This is a genomic window from Mycobacterium neumannii (genome assembly GCF_048452905.1).
GTDB classification, from domain to species: domain Bacteria; phylum Actinomycetota; class Actinomycetes; order Mycobacteriales; family Mycobacteriaceae; genus Mycobacterium; species Mycobacterium neumannii_B.
The window spans coordinates 1-15,026 of the sequence record NZ_JBCGVF010000005.1; the positions used below are offsets into that span (position 1 = coordinate 1).

20 protein-coding genes are annotated in these 15,026 nt (G+C 66.7%); 9 read left to right on the plus strand and 11 right to left on the minus strand.

Annotation, left to right across the window (positions count from 1 at the left end):
- Positions 1 to 416: NAD(P)H-dependent flavin oxidoreductase (locus tag AAHH99_RS16755; protein ID WP_418769742.1), on the plus strand; the 416-nt coding region annotated here is incomplete at its 5' end.
- A gap of 133 nt (positions 417 to 549) precedes the next feature.
- Here the strand turns inward: AAHH99_RS16755 and AAHH99_RS16760 are convergent.
- Positions 550 to 702, minus strand: coding sequence for a hypothetical protein (locus AAHH99_RS16760; protein ID WP_164673963.1), 153 nt, complete (start codon positions 700 to 702; stop codon positions 550 to 552).
- 95 nt (positions 703 to 797) lie between these two features.
- The gene (locus AAHH99_RS16765; RefSeq protein ID WP_418769743.1) at positions 798 to 1,340 is read right to left on the minus strand and encodes a DoxX family protein; all 543 of its coding nucleotides are present in this window, start codon (positions 1,338 to 1,340) and stop codon (positions 798 to 800) included.
- A 153-nt stretch (positions 1,341 to 1,493) separates the two neighbouring features.
- On the opposite strand from AAHH99_RS16765, the gene AAHH99_RS16770 reads away from it, so the two are divergent.
- Genes AAHH99_RS16770 through AAHH99_RS16780 form a run of 3 tightly spaced genes read left to right on the plus strand, consistent with a single transcriptional unit; the run spans position 1,494 to position 5,081 of the window.
- Positions 1,494 to 3,776, plus strand: a complete 2,283-nt coding sequence (locus AAHH99_RS16770; RefSeq protein WP_418769744.1) for an MMPL family transporter — start codon at positions 1,494 to 1,496, stop codon at positions 3,774 to 3,776.
- Positions 3,773 to 4,453, plus strand: a complete 681-nt coding sequence (locus tag AAHH99_RS16775; protein WP_418769745.1) for a TetR/AcrR family transcriptional regulator — start codon at positions 3,773 to 3,775, stop codon at positions 4,451 to 4,453. Before AAHH99_RS16770 ends, AAHH99_RS16775 begins: the two co-directional genes overlap by 4 nt.
- Positions 4,434 to 5,081, plus strand: coding sequence for a class I SAM-dependent methyltransferase (locus tag AAHH99_RS16780; RefSeq protein WP_418769746.1), 648 nt, complete (start codon positions 4,434 to 4,436; stop codon positions 5,079 to 5,081). Before AAHH99_RS16775 ends, AAHH99_RS16780 begins: the two co-directional genes overlap by 20 nt.
- 5 nt (positions 5,082 to 5,086) lie before the next feature.
- Here AAHH99_RS16780 and AAHH99_RS16785 read toward each other — a convergent pair whose 3' ends face one another.
- Entirely contained in the window at positions 5,087 to 5,800 is a 714-nt protein-coding gene (locus AAHH99_RS16785; RefSeq protein ID WP_418769747.1) for an NAD-dependent deacylase, read from the minus strand.
- Between the two features lie 36 nt (positions 5,801 to 5,836).
- On the opposite strand from AAHH99_RS16785, the gene AAHH99_RS16790 reads away from it, so the two are divergent.
- Positions 5,837 to 6,202, plus strand: coding sequence for a GntR family transcriptional regulator (locus AAHH99_RS16790; RefSeq protein ID WP_066847485.1), 366 nt, complete (start codon positions 5,837 to 5,839; stop codon positions 6,200 to 6,202).
- A 9-nt stretch (positions 6,203 to 6,211) separates the two neighbouring features.
- On the opposite strand, the gene AAHH99_RS16795 is transcribed toward AAHH99_RS16790, so the two are convergent.
- Genes AAHH99_RS16795 through AAHH99_RS16805 form a run of 3 tightly spaced genes read right to left on the minus strand, consistent with a single transcriptional unit; the run spans position 6,212 to position 8,435 of the window.
- Positions 6,212 to 7,018: a class I SAM-dependent methyltransferase gene (locus AAHH99_RS16795; protein ID WP_418769895.1), complete on the minus strand. Its 807-nt coding sequence runs from the start codon at positions 7,016 to 7,018 to the stop codon at positions 6,212 to 6,214.
- Positions 7,019 to 7,077: 59 nt separating this feature from the next.
- Positions 7,078 to 7,599: a DUF1697 domain-containing protein gene (locus tag AAHH99_RS16800; RefSeq protein ID WP_418769748.1), complete on the minus strand. Its 522-nt coding sequence runs from the start codon at positions 7,597 to 7,599 to the stop codon at positions 7,078 to 7,080.
- The gene (locus AAHH99_RS16805) at positions 7,599 to 8,435 is read right to left on the minus strand and encodes a class I SAM-dependent methyltransferase (protein ID WP_418769749.1); all 837 of its coding nucleotides are present in this window, start codon (positions 8,433 to 8,435) and stop codon (positions 7,599 to 7,601) included. Before AAHH99_RS16805 ends, AAHH99_RS16800 begins: the two co-directional genes overlap by 1 nt.
- Before the next feature lie 30 nt (positions 8,436 to 8,465).
- Between AAHH99_RS16805 and AAHH99_RS16810 the strand changes: the two genes are divergently transcribed.
- Positions 8,466 to 8,909 (plus strand): PPOX class F420-dependent oxidoreductase, encoded by a 444-nt coding sequence (locus tag AAHH99_RS16810; RefSeq protein ID WP_418769750.1) that lies wholly within the window; start codon positions 8,466 to 8,468, stop codon positions 8,907 to 8,909.
- Between the two features lie 42 nt (positions 8,910 to 8,951).
- On the plus strand, positions 8,952 to 9,119 hold the full coding sequence (locus AAHH99_RS16815; protein ID WP_094289178.1) for a DUF5302 domain-containing protein: 168 nt from the start codon (positions 8,952 to 8,954) through the stop codon (positions 9,117 to 9,119).
- On the opposite strand, the gene AAHH99_RS16820 is transcribed toward AAHH99_RS16815, so the two are convergent.
- Genes AAHH99_RS16820 through AAHH99_RS16830 form a run of 3 tightly spaced genes read right to left on the minus strand, consistent with a single transcriptional unit; the run spans position 9,120 to position 12,330 of the window.
- Positions 9,120 to 10,310 (minus strand): MFS transporter, encoded by a 1,191-nt coding sequence (locus AAHH99_RS16820; protein ID WP_418769751.1) that lies wholly within the window; start codon positions 10,308 to 10,310, stop codon positions 9,120 to 9,122. It lies immediately after the preceding gene.
- A gap of 41 nt (positions 10,311 to 10,351) precedes the next feature.
- The gene (locus AAHH99_RS16825) at positions 10,352 to 11,983 is read right to left on the minus strand and encodes a cation acetate symporter (RefSeq protein ID WP_418769752.1); all 1,632 of its coding nucleotides are present in this window, start codon (positions 11,981 to 11,983) and stop codon (positions 10,352 to 10,354) included.
- Positions 11,980 to 12,330 carry a DUF485 domain-containing protein gene (locus AAHH99_RS16830; protein ID WP_418769753.1) on the minus strand — a complete coding sequence of 117 codons (351 nt, stop codon included), beginning with the start codon at positions 12,328 to 12,330 and terminating at the stop codon, positions 11,980 to 11,982. Before AAHH99_RS16830 ends, AAHH99_RS16825 begins: the two co-directional genes overlap by 4 nt.
- A gap of 111 nt (positions 12,331 to 12,441) precedes the next feature.
- On the opposite strand from AAHH99_RS16830, the gene AAHH99_RS16835 reads away from it, so the two are divergent.
- Positions 12,442 to 13,020 carry an HhH-GPD-type base excision DNA repair protein gene (locus AAHH99_RS16835; protein WP_418769754.1) on the plus strand — a complete coding sequence of 193 codons (579 nt, stop codon included), beginning with the start codon at positions 12,442 to 12,444 and terminating at the stop codon, positions 13,018 to 13,020.
- Here the strand turns inward: AAHH99_RS16835 and AAHH99_RS16840 are convergent.
- Positions 13,017 to 13,397 carry a recombinase family protein gene (locus AAHH99_RS16840; RefSeq protein WP_064397985.1) on the minus strand — a complete coding sequence of 127 codons (381 nt, stop codon included), beginning with the start codon at positions 13,395 to 13,397 and terminating at the stop codon, positions 13,017 to 13,019. The genes AAHH99_RS16835 and AAHH99_RS16840 overlap by 4 nt on opposite strands.
- 142 nt (positions 13,398 to 13,539) lie before the next feature.
- Between AAHH99_RS16840 and AAHH99_RS16845 the strand changes: the two genes are divergently transcribed.
- Positions 13,540 to 14,355, plus strand: coding sequence for an alpha/beta hydrolase (locus AAHH99_RS16845; RefSeq protein WP_418769755.1), 816 nt, complete (start codon positions 13,540 to 13,542; stop codon positions 14,353 to 14,355).
- Here AAHH99_RS16845 and AAHH99_RS16850 read toward each other — a convergent pair.
- Positions 14,336 to 15,004 (minus strand): nitroreductase family protein, encoded by a 669-nt coding sequence (locus tag AAHH99_RS16850; RefSeq protein ID WP_418769756.1) that lies wholly within the window; start codon positions 15,002 to 15,004, stop codon positions 14,336 to 14,338. The two genes, AAHH99_RS16845 and AAHH99_RS16850, sit on opposite strands and share 20 nt — an antisense overlap.
- Between the last annotated feature and the right edge of the window lie 22 nt (positions 15,005 to 15,026).

Here is a 15,026-nt window from a genome sequence, read left to right on the forward strand (position 1 = left end):
ACGGCATCAACATGGGATCGCGGTTCATGTGCACCGTCGAATCGGCGATCCACCAGAACGTCAAGGAGGCGATCGTTGCGGGCACCGAGCTCGACACGGAGCTGATCTTCCGGCCGCTGCGCAACACGGCCCGGGTGGCCAGCAACGCGGTGTCGCGTGAGGTCGTTGAGATCCTCAATCGCGGCGGTCAGTTCGAGGATGTCAAGGACCTGGTCGCCGGTTCGCGCGGGGTGAAGGTCTACGAGGTCGGCGACCTCGACGCCGGCATCTGGAGCGTGGGCACCGCGATGGGGCTGATCAACGACATCCCAACCTGTGGGGATCTGGTCGCGCGCATCGTCGACGAGGCCGAGGAGATCATCAGCGGCCGGCTCAGCGACATGATCGCTGACGACGAAGAAGAGAACGTGGCTTAAGAACGGGGATCGAATTTAGCGGGGCGGATTCAACTTAGCGGGGCGGGTTCAACAAGGAAGCATCACAGAACCGGCTCTGGCCCTCGAGGCCGAACCGTCGGAGCGAATGCGCGACCCCTCGGCGCGCGTTCGGTCAGACGGCGGTACGCAGGGTGTGCTCGTCGTCGAGCTGCTCCGAGGTGTCGCCTTCTACCAGGACGTCGCCGTGGTAGAGCGCCTCGAAGTCGACCTTGATGACATCGGCACTGGTGTCGTCGATCCACATGTACTCGACAGTAGGGGTCACCTCTAAGGAATCTTTGAGTCACGATTCGGAATACTGTGGCAATTCTTACCGCCAAGTAGGGTCGCGGACTACTCGCCAGTAGCGATTTGCTGGCGCTAGCCCCCGGCCGTGAAGTGGATGGGGTTGGTGCCGAGCAGCGCCACCCAGGTCAGGATCGCGGCTGCGAATGCCACGACCAGCAGGCCGACGGCTACGCGCCGCCCCCACGACACGCGGCCCCACACCTTGGCGTCGAGCGAGTACGCGCCCGCCCCGAGAAACAACAGTCCAGCGGCGCCGACGCCGATCAGGAACGGCACGTTGAACGGTTCGGACCAGAAAGCCGACTGCGACACGTTGACGGCCCAGGCGTCGACCATCGCCGCGATCACCGCGCACGCAGCCAGCGGCGTCAGCGCACCGAAGATGAGTCCAAGGCCACCGAGCGTCTCGGCTGCGGTGACCATGAATGCGGCCAACCCCGGCAACCGCCACCCGGCGGACTCCATGAAACCGACCGTGGTGCCGAAGTCGAAGGCCTTGATGAGGCCGGCCTGAAGAATGGCCGCGCCGACACCGATTCTCAGGATGAGCAGGCCGATGTCCATCGCGGTGTCGCGCGTGGTGGTGGCGGCGGTCGCCGCGTCTGTCGTCGTCATGTCGATTACGACTACCAGGAACGCCGCAACTCATCGCGAAGACTCGCAGTGAACGCGGCGGGTCCGTGAGTCGTGTGTCCGACAGGAGCGTTGACGCTGGTGACTTACCGTTGTTAAGTTACCGACGTTAGTCCAGAGCCGAGAGGACGCCGAGTGCTGCAACGAATCGCACATCTGGCCATAGCGGCGCCTCGGCGCATCATCGCGACAGCGGTGTTGGTGATGGTCGCGTGTGGGATATTCGGCATCCCTGTCGCCAAACACCTCTCCGCGGGCGGCTTCCAGGACCCTACGTCGGAGTCGGCGAAGGCCACCCAGCTCCTGGTCGACAAGTTCGGTCAGGGCGACATGGAGCTGATCCTCAGCGTGCATTCCGACGAGGGCGCGCAGAGCCCGACCGCCCGTGCTGTCGGGGAGGAACTCGCCGCCGAACTGCGGGCCGCACCGTCCGTCGTCGGGGTGACCTCGCTGTGGAGCGCACCGTCGACCGCTGCGCCCGCGCTCGTCAGCGAGGACGGGAAGACCGGGTTGATCGTCGCCGGTATCACAGGCGGTGAGAGCGCCGCGCAGAAGCATGCCAAGGAACTCTCCGAGCGTCTCGTGCACGACCGCGACGGCGTCACCGTGCGCGCCGGCGGCGAGGCCATGATCTACGTGCAGATCAACGGGCAGAGCGAAAGAGACCTCCTGAAGATGGAGGCGATCGCGATCCCGCTGTGCTTCGTGGCGCTGGTCTGGGTGTTCGGGGGCCTGCTTGCCGCCGCGCTGCCGTTGGCCATCGGTGGTCTCGCCATCCTCGGTTCGATGGCGGTGCTGCGCGGCGTCACCTACCTCACCGACGTCTCGATCTTCGCCCTGAACCTCACGGTCGCACTCGGTTTGGCGCTCGCAATCGATTACACACTGTTGATCATCAGTCGGTACCGCGACGAGCTCGCCGATGGGGTGGAACCCGACTCGGCGTTGGTGCGCACGATGGTGACCGCCGGGCGCACGGTGTTGTTCTCGGCGATGACGGTCGCGCTGTCCATGGTCGCGATGGTGTTGTTCCCGATGTACTTCCTGAAGTCGTTCGCGTACGCGGGAATTGCGGTGGTGACGTTCGCGGCCGTCGCTGCGGTGGTGGTCGCGCCCGCGGCGATCGTTCTGCTCGGCGACCGGTTGGACTCGCTGGATGTGCGGCGGTTCGGTCGACGGCTCTTCGGCAGGCCGGAGCCGGTTCGCAAACCCGTCGAGCAGTCGTTCTGGTACCGCTGCACGAAAGTCGTGATGCGCCGGGCGCTTCCGATCGGGCTCGCGATCGTCACGCTGCTGCTGGTCCTCGGCGCGCCGTTCCTCAACGCCCGCTGGGGGTTCCCGGACGAGCGGGTCCTGCCTCAGTCGGCGTCGGCGCGCCAGGTCGGCGACGAGCTGCGCAACGACTTCGCCGTCGACTCGGCCCGCAACATCACCGTCGTCATACCGGACACCAAGGGAATCACGCCCGCGATGGTGGACCGTTACGCCGCCGATCTTTCGCGGGTTTCCGACGTGTCGTCGGTGTCGGCTCCCGGCGGCACGTTCGTCGACGGTAGTTCGGTCGGGCCGCCGTCGGCCGCAACCGGCGTCAAGGACGGCAGCGCGTTTCTCACGGTGGCCAGTGAAGCGCCGCTGTACAGCGATGCCTCCGAAGCGCAGCTCGACCGGCTGGAGGCAGTGAGCACACCCGCCGATGTTCCGGTGCTGCTGACCGGCACCGCACAGGTGAACCGGGACAGTGCCTCGGCGATCACGTCGCGTCTGCCGCTGGTGCTCGGGGTGATCGGGGCCATCACCTTCGTGCTGCTCTTCCTGCTCACAGGGAGCGTGGTGCTGCCGGTGAAGGCGTTGATACTCAACGTTTTATCGCTGACGGCCGCATTCGGTGCGCTGGTGTGGATCTTCCAGGAAGGCCATCTCGGCGCGCTGGGCACCACGCCTACGGGGACCTTGGTGGCGAACATGCCGGTGTTGTTGTTCTGCATCGCGTTCGGGCTGTCGATGGACTACGAGGTCTTCCTGGTCTCGCGCATCCGCGAGTTCTGGCTGCAGTTGGGAAAGGAACCGGCGATGTCCGCGCGTGCCCGCAACGACGAGAGCGTGGCGCTCGGCCTGGCCAGGACCGGCCGCGTGGTCACCGCGGCGGCGTTGCTGATGTCGATCTCGTTCGCCGCGTTGATCGCCGCGGAGGTGTCGTTCATGCGGATGTTCGGTGTCGGGTTGACGCTGGCGGTGCTGGCCGACGCCACACTGGTGCGAATGGGACTGGTGCCGGCGTTCATGCATCTGCTCGGACGGTGGAACTGGTGGGCGCCCAAGCCGCTGGCGAGACTGCATGAACGGATCGGCTTCAGGGAGTCCGTCGAACCGTCGCGCGCCGCGGGGGAGACCCCGGTCGAACCGGCGGGTACGCGATGAAACGGCGACGCGCTCCGCGGGGGTCCGGCGAGCAGCTGCGCGACGAGATCCTCGACGCCACCACCGATCTGCTGCTCGAGTCGGGCAACGCGAAAGAGGTTTCGATCCGGTCGGTGGCGCAGCGGGTCGGGGTGACCCCGCCGTCGATCTACCTGCACTTCGCCGACAAGGACGCCCTGCTCGATGCGGTGTGCGCACGGTACTTCGAGAAGCTCGACGAGGAGATGCAAAGTGTGGCGGCGGGACAGCCGTCGACCATCGAGGTGCTGCGTGCCCAAGGGTTGGCGTATGTCCGGTTCGCGATGAAAACCCCTGAGCTGTACCGCATTGCGACGATGGGAGACAGCCGGCCGGGCAGCGATGTGGATATCGCGTTGAACAGCTCGGCATTCGTGCATCTGCGCAGCGCGGTTGAGGGACTGATGGCGGAGGGGACCTATCCGCCTGGCGATTCGACCGCGACGGCGCTGGAGTTGATGACCGTCGCGCACGGGGTCGCGGCGATGCTGATCTCCAAGCCGTACCTTCCATGGGGGGATGTCGAGGACTTCGCCGACCGGGTCCTGAAGGCCGTGTGTCTTGGCCATATCGCCCGGGGCGCGGTAGACCTCGATGCGCCACCACCGGAAACCGTCGCTCAGTTGAAGGGAATGCTTTATGTCGGACACGGTCGATAACCCGTTCTTCGCTCGGTTGTGGACGGTGATGTCCACCCACGAGACCGACGCCATCCGAAAGCTCAGGCGCGAGAACCTCGCAGGCTTGTCGGGACGGGTTCTCGAGGTCGGTGCGGGCACCGGAACGAACTTCGAGTTCTACCCCGACACGGTGAGCGAGGTGGTGGCCGTCGAGCCCGAACGCCGTCTCGCCGAACAGGCCCAGCGGGCCGCGGTGGGGGCCCGCGTGCCCGTCACCGTCAGTACCGACACCGTAGAGCACTTCGCCGCCGCGGGCAGCGAGCCGTTCGACGCGGTCGTCTGCTCGCTGGTGCTGTGTTCGATCGACGACTCGGATACGGTTCTGCGCCAGCTGCTTTCGTTGCTGCGACCGGGTGGTCAGCTCCGCTATCTCGAGCACGTCGCCAGTGACGGCGGCCGCGGGCGGCTGCAGAGAATCGCCGACGCGACGGTGTGGCCGCGACTGTTCGGAAACTGCCACACCCACCGCCACACCGAGCAGAGCATCGTGGGCGCGGGTTTCGAGGTCGAGGGTGCTCGGCGGGAATGGACGATGCCGAGGTGGGTGCCGCTGCCCGTCGCCGAGTTCGCGATCGGGCGGGCGGTCAAGCCTTCATTGGTTCAGTAACGCAGCTAGTTCAGTAGGGCAGGGAGCCGCTGCAGCAGGTTCGGCAGTGCACCGGCCGCCGTTTCGCGCAGTGACGCCGTCGCGGAGCCGGACAGCGGTGTGCGTTCCGGGTTGACTTCGATGACCGGGGTGCCGTTGGCCAGTGCGATCTCGGGTAGGCCCGCCGCGGGATAGACGATCGATGAGGTGCCGACGACGATCACCAGGTCGGCGCCGCTGACCGCCTCAACCGATCGCTGCCATGCGTCCTCGGGCAGCGCCTCGCCGAACCAGACCACGTTGGGTCTGATGAGCCCGCCGCACACACACCGCGGCGGGTCGACGGTCTCCACGGGTTCGGGCATGTCGGGTAGCTCACCGGAATACGTCTCCTGGCAGCGATCACAGCGGAACTCGAACAGGCTTCCGTGCACGTGGTAGACGTTCTTGCTGCCCGCTCGCTCGTGCAGGTCGTCGACGTTCTGGGTGACAACGTGCACGTCGGCGTAGTCCTGCCAGGCGGCGACGGCCCGGTGGCCGTCGTTGGGCTTCACCGCGCTCATCATGTGGTGGCGCCACAGATACCACGCCCACACCTTCTCCGGGTGTGCCCGCCACCCGTCCGAGCTGGAGATTTCATACGGGTCGACCTTCGCCCACAGCCCGGTTTCGACATCGCGGAACGTCGGCACCCCGCTTTCGGCCGAGATTCCCGCACCGCTGAGGACCGTCACTTGCACATGACCAAACTAGCCGCTGTGGGCGATACTGAGCACGTGGCCGGGTTGGGGGATTGGGTACGCATCGACCAGCGCTCGTCGGGGGCCTTGTTCGACCAGCTCAGAACGCAGATCATCGACGGGGTGCGCGACGGCAGGCTGCCGCCGGGAACGCGGTTGCCGACGGTGCGCGAGCTGGCGGGCCAGCTCGGGCTCGCGGTGAACACCGTGGCGCGGGCTTACCGCGAGTTGGAGGCGGCGGGCATTCTCGAAACCCGCGGCCGCTTCGGCACATTCGTCGCACATGCGGATCCCGTCGACGGAGCGATGGCCACCGCTGCGAACACGTTCGTGTCGGCGGCCAAGACGCTCGGCGTCGGCAGGGACGACGCGCTGCGGTATGTGGAAGCGGCGTTCGGTTGATTTCGGCAGCTAGCCGAATTCGAGCAGGGTGAAGACCGGTCGCACGGAATCGAACCACGGCAGTCGCTGAGCCCCCCACAACAGCGCGTTGAGCACCTTGCCGCGGCCGGGCGGCAGCGCGATATCGTGCACCGCGCGGATCCCGGGGATCTCGTTGACGAGGTTGGCGACCTGCGAGGGCGTCATGTGGAACGGCATGGGCGGGACCCGGTAGCTGAACGACGGCCGCAACAGGCCGCGGCTGATCAACCGGGCGAACCACGCCGGTGGCAGCTCGAACAGCATTCGTCCGCCGGGGAAGCGGGCCGCGCACTCGCCGATCAGGCCGAGTGCCTCCTCCGGCTGCAAATACATCAGCAGACCTTCGGCGGTGACGAACACGCCGTGCTCGGTGTCGACCTGGTCCATCCAGCTGTAGTCGAGCGCCGACTGGGCCAGCATGCGCACCCGATCCGATGCGGGCAGCAGACGTCGGCGCAGTTCGATGACCGGTGGGAGATCCACGGTGAGCCAGTGGAATTCATGCCCTACATCAGCGGCGTCGATCCGGTAGAAGCTGGTCTGGAGCCCCTCGGCGAGCGCCACCACCGTGGCGCGAGGATGGTCGCCGAGGAAGCGCCGCGTCTCGCGGTCGAACGCCAGGGCCCGCACCGCCATGTCCTGGCGGCGCGAGAGCCCGAATTTGGAGAAGTCGAAGTCGATGGAGTCGGCGAGCTGGATCGCCATCGGGTCGTCGATCAGTCTGTCCCGTCGACGCGCCTCCGTGGCTCGCACGTTCAGCGTCATCAGCGCGGTCTCGGAGACACCGGTCAGCATGGTGGCGTCGGCCTTGGCGGACTCGGCGTTCGAATCGGAACTCACCTGCTCGAATGTACCTAGCGCAGGACTTTGTCCAACGTCCGCAGGTTCCTGGTGGTGGTCGACGACTTGTACCGCTTTTTGCCCATGGTCTTGCCGATCGTGGTGTCGAGCGTCGCGGCCTTGGGCACCTGCCAGTAGATGACGCCATCGCCCCGCTCGATCTTCTCCTCGGGCGCGGCCTCAACTGCCAGGCCGGCGAGTTCGTCGAGCACCTGTTCGTCGGTCACGAATGTGACGTAGGAGTGGTGGTCGGGGACCTCGCGCTCGAACGGGTAGGCGCGCGAGATCGCCGCGACGGTGTCGATCGGGTAGGCCAGCACCCAGGCGTCGTATCCGAACGTGTCGCGCAGCGCCTTCTCGGCCTTCTTCCGCACCGCGTCGACCTTCGACCCGCTCTCGAACAGCACGTTGCCGCTGGCGAGAATCGTTCGTACCGAACGGAACCCGGCTTCTTCGAAGGCCTTCGCGACGTCAGCCATCTTGAGGTTGACGCCGCCGACGTTGACCCCTCGCAGGAAGGCGGCGTAGCGCGTCATCAGCCGAACTCCAACAGAGTGTGGCTGGGTCGGCCTCTGCGCAGGAAGCCGAGGCGGTCCCACACCGGCGAGGCCAGCACCTTGTACAGTCCACGCCCCGGAATCATGGGAAGGTCGTGGGCGGCGCGCACACCCGGGATGCGCCCAGCCAGCGCGACCGCCTCGTCGGGGGTCATCGCGAAGGGCATCGGTGGGGTGACGTAGCGGTCGGAGAGCTTCAGTTTGCCGCGCACCGTGCGTCGGCTGAACCAGGGCGGCACGTTGTCGAACACCATCCGTCCGCCGGGGAAGCGGGCCGCGCAGTCGCGGATCAGACCGAGCGCGTCGTCGGGGTCCAGATACATCAGCAGGCCCTCGGTGGTGATGAACACCCCGTTCGACGCGTCGATATGGTCCATCCAGCTACGGTCCAGCGCTGACTGTGCCAGCGAGACGACTCGGTCGTCGTGCGGCAACAGCTTCTCCCGTAGGGCCACGATGGGTGGGAGATCGACTGAGTACCAGGTCAATTCGTCGGTGACGCCCTGCCTCTGCAGTCGCCAGAAGCTGGTCTGCAGGCCTTCGGCGAGCGCCACCACCGAGGCCTTCGGATGTGCGGTCAGATACTCGCGGGTGGCGGCGTCGAAGGCGAGCGCCCGGACCGCGTGCGACTGGTTGGGTCTGCCGAACTTGCCGTAGTCGTAGTCGATGGCGTCGAACAGTGTGACCGCCCACGGGTCGCGGAGTACTCCGTCGGAGCGCTTGGCCTCGCTGGCGCGGAAGTACAGCGTCCACAGCGCGGTCGCGGATACGCCTTCGAGCACGTTGCCGTCGATTCGGGGTGCAGGACCGGTCACATCTCGATGGTAGAGACGTAGGCTCTGAACATGGGACGCCACGTGTTCGATGACAAACTGCTCGCGTTGATCGGCGGAAACTCGCTGGGCGTCCTGGCGACCATCAAACGCGACGGTCGCCCGCAGCTGTCGAATGTGTCGTACTACTTCGATTCGCGCGCGTTGACCATCCAGGTGTCGATCACCGAGCCGCGGGCCAAGACCCGCAACCTGCGGCGCGATCCGCGCGCCTCGCTTCACGTCAGCTCGGACGACGGCTGGTCCTACGCGGTCGCCGAGGGTGACGCGACACTGACGCCGCCCGCGGCGTCACCCGACGACGACACGGTGGAGGCGCTGATCGCGTTGTACCGCAACATCGCCGGCGAACATCCCGACTGGGACGATTACCGGCGCGCGATGGTCGACGATCGCCGGGTCTTGATGACGCTGCCGATCAGCCACGTCTACGGCATGCCGCCCGGCAAGCGCTAAAAGCAGGCGACGGCCGCCGGCCCCACGGGCTAGGCTGCCGTCATGGCTGAGACACCGGAAGACGACACCAAGCGCAAGTTCCGGGAGGCGCTGGAGCGCAAGAAGGCCAAGTCTGCAGGTGGAGGCGACCACAAGGACGGCGGTGCCAAGCAGCCGCGCACGCACGGGCCGGTCGAGCATCGCAGGGAGTTCCGCCGCAAGAGCGGCTAGCTAGCGGGACGCGCGCGCTTCGCGGAGCAGGATCGCGGCCAGACAGATCCCGGCGAGCACGGCCACCGCCACCGCGAAACTCACGCCCGCCGTGCGTAATCCCCATTGCTCGGCGGCCAGGCCCTCGCCGACGACGGGCAGCGAGATGGCCACGTAGCCGATGACGAAGTAGGTCGAGTTGACCTCTGCGCGACGGTCGGCCGGGCTGCGTTCGGAGATGGCGGCCAGGCCGCGGCTGAAGCTCATGCCCTGGCCCGCACCCGACACCACGGCAGCCGCGATGAGCCCGATCAGCGACGAGAGTTGAAGGGCCACTGCGAGAATTGCCATCCCGGCAACCAGGATCGCGCAGCCGATGGCGAGCGCCCGCTGCGGCTGCATGGTGCTGGTGGCGATCTGGGTCAGGGCGGACGCGGCGAAGATCGAGCCGGCGATGAGCCCGGCGACGGCCTGGTTGTCGATGCCGACGACGTCGGTCACGAAGGAAGGCGCGACGGCGGCGAACAGCCCGGTGACGGCGAATCCGGCGAAGCCTGCGATCGCGGCAAGGATGAACACCGAACGCACCTCGGGCGGTACCGCCAGCCGCTGCAGCGCGATGCGTCCGGACCGCGGCGAGGTCTCGGGCACCAGCAGCACCGCCACTCCCGCCAGTGTCGCCAGCACGATGTGCACGATGAAGCTCAGGTGCAGCGGCATCGGTGCGTACTCGACCAGCACGCCGGCCAGCATCGGACCGGCCCCCAGCCCGCCGATGTTGGCGACGGTAGCGACCGCGGCCGCCCGGCTGCGCCAGTGCGGCGGTGCGGCCTCGATGACGGCTGCGGTGGCCGTCCCGGTGAAGACGCCTGCGGACAGTCCCGAGAACACGCGGCCGATGACCAGCAGCGGCACCGAGTCCGCGACCAGGAACACCCCGGCACTGATCAGCGCCGCGACGACACCGCCGAGCAGCAGCGGGCGTCTGCCGATCGCATCGGACCACCGTCCGAACGCCAGCAGCGCGAACAGCACACCGCCCGCATAGGCCGCGTAGACGACGGTCGTGGTCACCACCGAGAACCGCATCTGCTCGCCGTAGAGCGCGTACATCGGCGTCGGCATCGTGGTGCCGAGCATGATCGCGGCGAATGCGTACGCCAGCAGGGGGAACGCCCAGCGCGTGTTCACGCGGGTCGCAGCCTCAGCCACGGCTCGGTGCTTTCTGCGCCGAGACTGCATTCCAGTAGAACTCAGTGGGCGACGGCCTTCTCGGCGCCGACGCCGGTCAGCGAGCGCACCTCGAACTCGGCGTTGATGTCCGGATCGCCCCGGTCGGATGAAGTCAGGGTGCCGAGGGTGCCGAGCAGGAAGGCCAGCGGAATCGACACGATGCCGGGGTTGGCGAGCGGGAACCATGCGAAGTCGACGCTGGGCAGCATCGCGGTCTTCGATCCCGACACCGCCGGGGAGAACACAATCAGCACGATCGTCGAGATCAGACCGCCGTACATGCTCCACAACGCGCCGCGGGTGTTGAACCGCGGCCAGTACAGCGAGTACAGGATGGTCGGCAGGTTGGCCGCCGCGGCGACCGCGAAGGCGAGCGCGACCAGGAACGCAATGTTCTGCTCGGCCGCCAGCACACCGAGGCCGATCGCGAAGACACCCAGCACCACGACCGTGATCCGCGAGACCCGCACCTGCTCGCTCTCGCTGACCCGGTCGCTCTTGAGCACGCTGGCATAGATGTCGTGCGCGAACGACGTTGCCGCCGTGATGGTCAGGCCGGCGACCACGGCGAGGATCGTCGCGAACGCGACCGCCGAGATGATGCCGAGCAGGATCACCCCGCCGAGTTCGAACGCCAAAAGCGGTGCGGCCGAGTTCTGTCCGCCGGGGGCGGCCAGGATGGTGTCGGGCCCGACGAGCGCCGCGGCGCCGTAACCGAGCGCCAGGGTGAACAGGTAGAACGCGCCGATGAGCGCGATCGCCCAGACCACCGAGCGGCGCGCCTCCTTGGCTGTTGGCACGGTGTAGAACCGCATCAGTACGTGCGGCAAGCCCGCGGTGCCCAGCACCAGGGCCAGTGCCAACGAGATGAAGTTGATCTGTGATGTCAACGAGGCGCCGTACTGCGCGCCGGGGGCCAGGACATCGCGAGCGGCGACGGCGTCGTTGGACGAACCCGATACCGCGGACTGGGCCGCGCCGAGGATGCTGGAGAAGTTCGCGCCGAACTTGGCGAGCACCCACGCCGTCATCAGCGCGGCGCCGCCGATCAGCAGCACGGCCTTGATGATCTGCACCCAGGTGGTGCCCTTCATGCCGCCGATCAGCACGTAGACGATCATCAGGACGCCGACGACGGCGATCACCACGGCCTGGCCGAAGTCACTGGTGACGTTGAGCAGCAGCGCGACAAGTCCACCCGCGCCGGCCATCTGCGCCAGCAGGTAGAACAGGCAGACCGCAAGTGTCGTTGTGGCCGCTGCGAGGCGCACCGGGCGCTGCCTGAGCCGGAAGCTCAGCACGTCAGCCATCGTGAATTTCCCTGCGTTTCGCAGCAATTCGGCGACCAACAGCAGCGCGACGAGCCAGGCGACCAGGAAGCCGATGGAATAGAGGAAGCCGTCGTAGCCGTAGACCGCGATCGCACCCGCGATGCCGAGGAAGCTGGCGGCGGACAGATAGTCACCGGAGATCGCGATGCCGTTCTGGGGGCCGGTGAACGACCGCCCGGCCGTGAAGAACTCGGCGGCGGTGGCGTTGCGCTTGCTCGCGCGGATCACGATGTACAGCGTCACCGCAACGAACAGCCCGAAGATGCCGATGTTGGCGGCGGGGTTGCCCACGTTCGGGTCGACGGCCAGCAAGGTGGTCATACCGCACCGCCTTCCAGCTTGGTGCGGATGGCCTCGGCCCGCGGGTCGAGTTCGCGGTTGGCAAAGCGCACATACAGGCCGGTGATCACGAACGTGGAGACGAACTGACCGACGCCGATCAACAGCCCGACGTTGATGTCGCCCCACAACTTGATCGCCATGAAGTCGTGGGCGAAGGCGCCCAGAATCACGTAGGCGGCATACCAGATGAGGAACACCGCGCTCATCGGAAAGACGAAGCGTCGCAGCCGGCTCCGCAGTTCCTGAAACTCCGGGCTGGCCTGCACGGCCCGAAATTCTTCGCCGCTGACCGCAGTGTCCGAGGATGATCGTTGCGTCTCGGGCACGGGCGACTCCTGATCTAGATGTCGTTGCGTGTGCGCAGCCGGGAGACGCGCGTCACGCTCAGCTGATTGCCAGGCAACTCTAAGCCCAAACCTCGGATCTAGACTGGCGTCGTGGCGAAACTGCAGCTTGTCCAAGATCCCGCGGCCGACGCGCTGCTGGAATCCAACCCGTTCGCATTGCTGACCGGGATGCTGCTCGACCAGCAGTACCCGATGGAGGCGGCGTTCGCAGGTCCCAAAAAGATCGCGGACCGCCTCGGTGGCTTCGATGTCCGCGAGATCGCCGACTACGACCCCGAGAAGTTCGTCGAGTTGTGTTCGAAAACGCCCGCCATTCATCGCTTTCCGGGTTCGATGGCCAAACGAGTACAGGCGCTGGCGCAGTTGATCGTCGATCGCTACGGCGGTGATGCGGCCGCGCTGTGGACCGAGGGCGACCCGGACGGCGCCGAAGTCCTGCGTCGGCTCAAGGCCCTGCCGGGGTTCGGGGAGCAGAAGGCGAAGATCTTTCTGGCTCTGCTCGGCAAGCAGTACGGCGTGAGCCCCGAAGGTTGGCGCAAGGCCGCCGGCGACTACGGCAAGGCGGGATCGTACCGGTCGGTGGCCGACGTGGTCGACGCCGGTTCGCTGGAGAAGGTGCGGTCGTACAAGAAGCAGGCGAAGGCAGCGGCCAAGGCCGCAAAGGGTTAGACCGCGGCGTCCTCGGAGTCCAGGCGGGCCAGCGTCTTGATGACGGATGCGACGACGCGGCCGGTGGAGGTCCCGGTGTCGAGGCCCTCTTTGAGAGTGCGAAGCCGAAGGCCGCGTTCGCAGAGTTCGGCGATGGTGCGGGTGACCTCGGTACCGGTGCGGCCGAGCCGGTCGAGCGCGACCACGACGATGGTGTCGCCGGAACGGGCGTAGCTCAGCATGGAGTGCAGGCCCGCGCCGATGCGGTCGGCGGAGTCGGAAAGCCGGTCGGTGAACACCCGTCGGGGGTCGACGCCTGCAGCGTTGAGCGCCGCGAGCTGACCCTCGAGGCCCTGCTCGGCGGTGCTTGCTGTGGCGTAGCCCAGCGTGCAGGTCACGTACCCAAGGTCTCACGAGGCAGGTCGTCCCGAAAGCGACGCCGTGATGTTTGCGCCGAACCGTTACCAGACGTCGATATCCGAGAGATGAAGTAGTGGATTACGCGTGGTGCCGGGGTCGAGACGGAGCACACTGCTTGCCATGGCTGACGAAGTCCTGGACCCTATCCGCTTGGTCGGGCTGGAAGTGCTCGACGAGGGCACGACCACTCCTGGGCATCCGGCGCCGCTACTCTTCATCCACGGCGCCTGGCACGCCGCATGGTGCTGGGAGAACTTCCTCGGTTTCTTCGTCGAGAACGGTTATCGCGCAGTGGCGGTCAGCCTGCGAGGCCACGGTGCCAGTGCCGTGCCAAAGCGATTCAGGCTCTGTTCGCTGGCCGACTACATCGACGATGTCGAAAGTGTCATTGCGCGATTACCCGTCGCGCCAATCCTCGTCGGCCACTCGATGGGCGGGTTCATCGTCCAGAAGTATCTCCAGCGCAACGACGCAGCGGCGGCCGTTTTGTTGGCGTCCGCGTCCGTTCGCGGCAGCCGTGGCTTCGCGCAGCGCTTGATGCGGCGACATCCGTGGCTGATGTTCAGGAACATGGTCACCGGCGACGGCGCTTACGGGTACAACACGCCGACCGTCGCCCGCGGGTTGTTCTACTCGCAGAACACCGCCGAATCGGACGTGGCTCGCTACGCGGGGCTGGTCGGTAACGAAAGCCTTCGGGTCGCATTCGACACCTTCCGTCCGATCGCCAGTCCCGAGGGCGTGACGACACCCGTCCTTGTTCTTGGCGCGGAACTCGACGGCGCGATCACACGCGCGGAGGTCGACGCGACCGCGAGGGCGTATGGCGGGCAGGCCGAGATCTTCCCGGACATGGGGCACAACATGATGCTCGAACCGGGCTGGGCCGAGGTGGCCCGCCACATCGACGCGTGGCTCACCGCTCGCGGTCTGTGAGCGGCTCTCCGTCGAAGCGCTCCCGTGTGGCGATCTCGGCGACGGGTTTGCGGGTCAACTTCGTCAGTTGGCGGACCGGCTTGCCGAGCGGCAGTACAGCGGCGACCGCGTAGTTGTCCGGGATGCCCAGCAACTCACGAACACGCGGCTCTTCGGCGACGGCGGCGGTGGTGAGCACACCGCCGTACCCCTCGTTGCGGGCGGCCAGCAGGATGTTCCAGACGAACGGGTACACTGACGCGCCGGCGATCAGACCCACCCGGTCCAGGTGCTGATCGAATGCGGCCACGACGCCCAGATCGACGCAGACCACGAGCACCACCTCGGCGGTGCGCAGCGGAGACTGGTTCGGTACGTTGACCGCCGCGATCGTCTGCTCGTCAACACCGCAGGGATGCAACGGATTCCACGGGCTCTCACCGTTACGCAGCTGCGCGATGTAGCGTTTTGCCCCGGGTATCGCGCATTCGATCAGCGCCTCGCGTGTTGCGGTATGGCGCACCACGACGACCCGAGTGCCCTGGCGGTTGCCGCCGCTCGGCGCGAAGCGGGCGTTGTCGAGAATGCGCTCGAGGACGTCGTCGGGCAGCGGGTCGCCGGTGTACTCGCGCACTGCAGCCGTCGTGCGCATGACGTCGTAGAGATCCATGGCTATATCTTGGGCCTGTTGG